Here is a 4433-nt window from a genome sequence, read left to right on the forward strand (position 1 = left end):
CAGGTCCACCCCGAGACTGCCACCAAGGCCATCCTCCAGCGCATTGACTCCATGAGCCAGCAGGCGGGGGGCAAGCCTGAACTGTTCGATGTCTTTGATGCTCCCAATGCTGATGGGCGCACCTTGCGAATGCTGGCCCCGGACCTGTCCGAAGCTATCGACGCACACAAGCACCAAGCCATGGCTATGCGTGACCAGCGCATCCATGAGGCCACCGAGGGGAACCGCTACACCACCCGCGTCCAACTGGACAAGATGGTCGATGACACCCCCGATAAAGTCACTGAGGGCTTTGTGCGTGACTACGTGGGCAAGAACAGTTTGTCCGCCGAACAAGGGGCCGCCTATGTGAAGCAGGCGCGTGAGAACCTAGCCAAGAAGGCCCTCCAGAATGAAGCCCTGAGCGCCTACGATGCGGGCATGTTGGGCCGCTATGAGCCCGAGGTGCAGAAGAAGGTCCTAGAGGTCAAGCTGGGGCCAGCCATCACGGCTGCATGGCGTGTCTTCGCTGACGGTGCCAACGTGCCCGAGGCTGAACGCCAAAGCACCATCCAGGGCCTGTCTGAGCAGATCATGCAGGCTCACTCCAAGTCCCGTGCGTCCATCCCTGTGGAGGCCCTGACTCGACTGGTGGGCACCTCAGTGACCTCCATGCCGGATGCCAAGGGTCCCTCCTCGGGGTTCCTGGCTTCGGCTGCCCTGTACCGTGCCCTGTCTGGTGCTCCCCAGTACCGTGATATGTACTTCAAGGGTGAAGCTGATGACATCCTGCGGGCCTACAACTCCCAGACCTATGACTTCGGCAGGGACCCCAACACGGCCTACCAGACTGCCTACCTTGCGAACTCCCCGGAGGCCAAGGCAGCAGCAGAGAAGAAGCTCAAGGACCCGAACTTCGCCAAGGAGGTAGAGGAGACGGCACGCAAGGCAGTGTCAGGGTCCACATGGCTGCGCCTCTGGGGCGGTGCCCTGGGCATGAATGGGCGCCCACAGAATGACTATCAGGTGGGCGACTGGATCACCCAGAAGGCCCGAGAGCTGAAGCGCACAAGCCCTTACCTCAGTGACGATGATGTGCTGGCCAAGGTGGAGACGATGGCCCGGGATAACTGGGTTATGGATGCCACCTCCAGGCATGCTGTCCGTGTCCCCTCGGGGCAAGGCTCAGAGCGCACGGGGGACGCCTTCACGGACCTCACCAACACCATCACCAAGGACCAGCAGGCCAAGGGGTCCTTCCCCCTTGGCTCTGCCATCCGCTACTTCCCGGTAGGCGATACCGGCATGTATCTGGTGAAGGTGGTCAATGGGAGCGCAGAGCGGACCATTGATACCGTGTCCATTCAGGATGTCACCCGCCGATACGACATCAAGACCAACCTCCAGCCCGAGGAAGCCAAGCAGCTCCATACATTCATCATGGATGCCCGCAAGGCTGCCCAGGAAGGTGGAACTGTCGGGATGATTGACCCTGTGCTACTCCGCAAGGGCCAGACCTCGGGGTTCATCTCCAGCACGGACATGGGCCTCATTGATGTGCTCCAGCACAAGGCAGCCATGGGCAAGCTCATGGGCGGCCCTTCGATTGACCTGGGCACACCCACCAATGGCAACACCTTGGAGGTGAGCCGGGGCAGTGTCCGAGTGGACCCCAAGCTGACCGCAAGGACAGCGATGGGCCTCGCCTTCGGGGATGACTCAGGCAGCGTCCCCAGCGCTGACCATGTGAAGCTGGCGGCATCCCTGGCCACTGTCCGTGAGGGCGTGGTCTTGACTGCCTACAGTGACCCCGCCCGTGGTGCTGGCCTGAACATCGGTGCAGGCTACAACCTCAAGGGCAACGCCTCGACCATCACGGCTGACCTCCAGGCTGTGGGAGTGCCCGCTAACCGCATCGAGGACATCAAGGCGGGTAAGGCTGCCCTCACCCCTGAGCAGGCCAAGCGGCTGACCCAGCTCACCATGCAAAGGGTGGACGCCCAGGTCAAGAAGGTGGCCGAGGGTGTGAAGCCTGGGCTGTGGGACACCCTGAGCGCACCACAGAAGGCAGTCATGCTGGACGTGGCCTATCAGACAGGTGATGCGGGTCAATACCGCAAGGCCTGGGCAGCGCTGGCCAAGGGCGACACACAGGCGTTCAAGTCTGAGCTGAAGACCTACTTCACCAACCAGCAGGGGCAACGCACCGAGGACTCCCGCGCCTTGGACCTCCGCGCCTCCCTCCTCCAAGGCCTCCCCGCTTGGAAGGCACGCCTCACGGTGGCCTCCAAGTAACCGCACCCTGAACGCCCGGGTCATGCCGTGAGGCAGCACCCGGGGCTCATCCCCAAGCACGCACCCACAGCCCTACCCTGGGGCTTGGTGGGGCTGCGCCCTTTTCACTCAACAGAAGCACAACGACATGCAACACCCCAGCACGACCAACGACGCACCCGCGCTCGATCACGAGCAAGCCCAGGCGGACACCTCCGATGCGGAAGCCCTGAGGGCCATCCTGCGCGAGGAACTGATCAACCCGTGGGGCCTTCCCCCAGAGGAGACACCGCAATGAACACGGCCCAAGGTAAATCACGAACCATGACACACCAACACGCAGAGCCCGCAGTGATGCGGACCATCCCCATCCCCGTGAGTGCCTTCAACCATGTGAAGGACACCCAACGCAAGCAAGAGGCAGCCACCGGCGTCCGTCCGTCCCTGAATGAGACCTTCGCCCTACTGATCCTCGACCACCAACGACTAACCGCAATCAACGAGCAACGCCACCATGTCCCAGCCCTTATGCGGCCACGCTGAGCACCCAAGCTCATGCGTGCGCCTGCCACACCTGACCCCAGCCCAGGCAAGGGCGCGGCAAGACTTCGACATTGAAAGATGCCTAGCGGCACTGTCCTCGCTATCAGCACAATCCACTCGGGGAGCCGCAGGCATACGGCTGCGACACCACCTCACAGCCACCATGTCCGAGGACGATTTGAGGGGGCTTGCCAAGGAGACATTGGGAGCTGTACGCATCAGGGCTCCATACCTCGATGCCCTGCGCGTGGTCCTTGGCAATCAGGCCGAAGCTGACCGAAGGGGCCACACGTTGGAGATGAACATCCGTACAGACTTCGCCACTGAGCGAGTGATGCGGAACATCATCGACCAGATGCAGAAAGCAGGCATTACCGAAGGCAGGCCGGTGGAGCTAGGCAGCAACCGGGTACAGGTGGTGCAGTGCTATCAACCCCCACACATCCCGCCCGCTGCATTGCCATCCCGGGCCTGCCGCATGGAGGACATCCCGATTGAAGAGGTGCCGTATTGACCAACTTCCTTAACGTCACAGTAATAGGGTGCACATTGGGTTGCCTCCTCCGTTTGAAACCTCGGTTCACACCATTGGCTGGCCACTGTCCCGTCCACGGGCTGCCTGACGGCGGCACCAAGGAGGTGATGACACCACAGACCAGCAACAGAGGGGCAATTCATCCCCAGGATGACGGAAGCACAACCATGGACCACACCACTGCCGTGGGCACACCCATGGGCCACCTTCCGGCTGGCCTGGGGCTGCACTCAGACCATGACCATGTAAGTGCTTCGCACACAGACCACAGAACAGGGTTCCCTGACTGGGTACAACATCCTTGGTCAATCCTGTCATGGGTGGTCTTGGTCAGTCACCTACCCTGGTGGCTGCCCCTGATATGGGAAGGAACACCATGAGCGAAGCCAGTTACCTGGGCAATCTCATGGGCAACCTTCCGTCATCCAGGGGTAGTGGCCCGCCCATGACAAGGACCGAAGCGAAAGCGCAAGGTCTGAAGGTCTACCCATCTCAGTACCACTGCAGCAGGTCTGCAAAGCATGGTGCCCTCAGACTGGTGTCATCAAACAAGTGTGTCCAGTGTGACGAGCTGGAGCGCAGCATTGAGAAGGACCTCCGGGCCAAGTTCATGGACAAGCTCAAGGCAGAGGCCGAGAGGAAGGCCCTCAAGAAGGTGTCAGTGATCCTCGCGGATGCCCACAAGCAAGCCGCAGACATCATCAAGGCAGCCCAGAAAGAGGCCATGGACAGAGCCAAGATGCTGGAGAAGGCCAAGGCCACCAGAGAAGCAAGGAAGGCTCAAGCAGCCGCCAGCCAAGCTGGGGCACCCAAGGTGGAGGTGGTCACACAGCCCGAAGGGCCACAGGCCATTGAGGTGCCGCCGTGGGATGAGCCTTCGACAGAAGCGCAGGAAGGCCCACAGATGGCCACAGATGGCGATGGTCTGACAGATCAAGGGGGCTGGTGCCCCGCAGATGACGGGCCGCCCTGGTAGGTCTATGGTGGGCCCCTGTGTGGGCCTGCCTGTGGCCTCACGCGTGTGCCCGTGCATGCATCTGTTTTTTCGTCCCCACTCCAGACTGCTTGCGGAGGGCAGTACTTAGGCCCAACGGATAGGGGC

General features: G+C 61.5%; 4 protein-coding genes. All 4 read left to right on the plus strand.

Annotated elements, in window-relative coordinates; genetic code table 11:
- Window positions 1–2274: hypothetical protein (locus EPO09_RS21700; protein ID WP_290646612.1), on the plus strand; the 2274-nt coding region annotated here is incomplete at its 5' end.
- A gap of 127 nt (window positions 2275–2401) precedes the next feature.
- Window positions 2402–2551 (plus strand): hypothetical protein, encoded by a 150-nt coding sequence (locus EPO09_RS21705; protein ID WP_290646614.1) that lies wholly within the window; start codon window positions 2402–2404, stop codon window positions 2549–2551.
- 408 nt (window positions 2552–2959) lie between these two features.
- Window positions 2960–3310 carry a hypothetical protein gene (locus tag EPO09_RS21710; protein WP_290646616.1) on the plus strand — a complete coding sequence of 117 codons (351 nt, stop codon included), beginning with the start codon at window positions 2960–2962 and terminating at the stop codon, window positions 3308–3310.
- 397 nt (window positions 3311–3707) lie between these two features.
- The gene (locus tag EPO09_RS21715; RefSeq protein WP_290646618.1) at window positions 3708–4307 is read left to right on the plus strand and encodes an ATP synthase F0 subunit B; all 600 of its coding nucleotides are present in this window, start codon (window positions 3708–3710) and stop codon (window positions 4305–4307) included.
- Window positions 4308–4433: the final 126 nt, after the last annotated feature.

It is taken from the genome of Aquabacterium sp., assembly GCF_004297345.1.
GTDB lineage: Bacteria > Pseudomonadota > Gammaproteobacteria > Burkholderiales > Burkholderiaceae_C > Aquabacterium.

Excerpts from the sequence above, each read along its gene's own strand:
- EPO09_RS21705 (WP_290646614.1), top strand. The coding sequence starts at position 2,402 with ATGCAACACCCCAGCACGACCAACGACGCACCCGCGCTCGATCACGAG.
- EPO09_RS21710 (WP_290646616.1), top strand. The coding sequence starts at position 2,960 with ATGTCCGAGGACGATTTGAGGGGGCTTGCCAAGGAGACATTGGGAGCT.
- EPO09_RS21715 (WP_290646618.1), top strand. The coding sequence starts at position 3,708 with ATGAGCGAAGCCAGTTACCTGGGCAATCTCATGGGCAACCTTCCGTCA.